Raw genomic sequence first — 1,518 nt, forward strand, 5'->3', positions numbered from 1 at the left:
TGTGTGTTCGGCGGTGTCCTACTTTTCCACCCGGGTGGGTAGTATCATCGGCGCTGGCAGGCTTAGCTTCCGGGTTCGGGATGGGTCCGGGCGTTTCCCTGTCGCTATTTCCGCCGTAACTCTATTTAAATATAGTTTGGTGGTGGGGTGTGGGTGGTGTGGTGTGGTTGCGTTGTGTGTAAGTTTTCGGCCGGTTAGTGCCAGTTCCCTGCGCCCCTTGCGGGGTGTCTAGGTCTGGTCTATTGATCCCGTGGTCTGCGGGGGGCCTTATCCCACTTAAATGGGTGAGAAGCCTGGTCTTGGAGAAGGTTTCCCGCTTAGATGCTTTCAGCGGTTATCCTGTCCGAACGTGGCTATCCAGCGGTGCCCCTGGTGGGACAACTGGTGGACCAGAGGTTCGTCCGTCCCGGTCCTCTCGTACTAGGGACAGGTTTCCTCAAGCTTCTGACGCGCGCGGCGGATAGAGACCGAACTGTCTCACGACGTTCTAAACCCAGCTCGCGTGCCGCTTTAATGGGCGAACAGCCCAACCCTTGGGACCTGCTCCAGCCCCAGGATGCGACGAGCCGACATCGAGGTGCCAAACCATCCCGTCGATATGGACTCTTGGGGAAGATCAGCCTGTTATCCCCGGGGTACCTTTTATCCGTTGAGCGACACCCCTTCCACTCGGGGGTGCCGGATCACTAGTCCCGACTTTCGTCCCTGCTTGACGTGTCAGTCTTGCAGTCAAGCTCCCTTGTGCACTTGCACTCGACACCTGATTGCCGTCCAGGTTGAGGGAACCTTTGGGCGCCTCCGTTACATTTTAGGAGGCAACCGCCCCAGTTAAACTACCCGCCAGGCACTGTCCGTGAACCGGATCCACGGTTCGACGTTAGAGGTCCAATACGATCAGAGTGGTATTTCAACAATGACTCCATACAAACTGGCGTCTGTATTTCATAGTCTCCCACCTATCCTACACAAACCGCATCGAACATCAATACCAAGTTGTAGTGAAGGTCCCGGGGTCTTTTCGTCCTGCCGCGCGTAACGAGCATCTTTACTCGTAGTGCAATTTCGCCGAGTCTATGGTTGAGACAGTTGAGAAGTCGTTACGCCATTCGTGCAGGTCGGAACTTACCCGACAAGGAATTTCGCTACCTTAGGATGGTTATAGTTACCACCGCCGTTTACTGGGGCTTAAATTCTCCGCTTCACCCTTGCGGGTTAACGGGTCCTCTTAACCTTCCAGCACCGGGCAGGCGTCAGTCCGTATACCTCGTCTTGCGACTTCGCACGGACCTGTGTTTTTAGTAAACAGTCGCTTCTCACTGGTTTGTGCCACCCCCTGCCGCTGCCCCGGGCAAGCCGGTTGACGGTATGGGGGTCCCCCTTCTCCCGAAGTTACGGGGGCATTTTGCCGAGTTCCTTAACCATAGTTATCTCGTACGCCTTGGTATTCTCTACCTGACCACCTGTGTCGGTTTGGGGTACGGGCCATGTGTGTGCTCGCTAGAGGCTTTTCTTGGCAGC

Annotated in this window: 2 rRNA genes; both read right to left on the reverse strand. The window is 55.8% G+C overall.

The window, feature by feature from the left end:
• Window positions 1-5 precede the first annotated feature (5 nt).
• Window positions 6-118, reverse strand: a 5S ribosomal RNA gene (rrf, locus tag AC5Y5W_RS24875).
• A 56-nt stretch (window positions 119-174) separates the two neighbouring features.
• Window positions 175-1,518 (reverse strand): 23S ribosomal RNA (locus AC5Y5W_RS24880); the annotation flags it as partial.

Source organism: Mycobacterium sp. NGS51, from assembly GCF_059812525.1.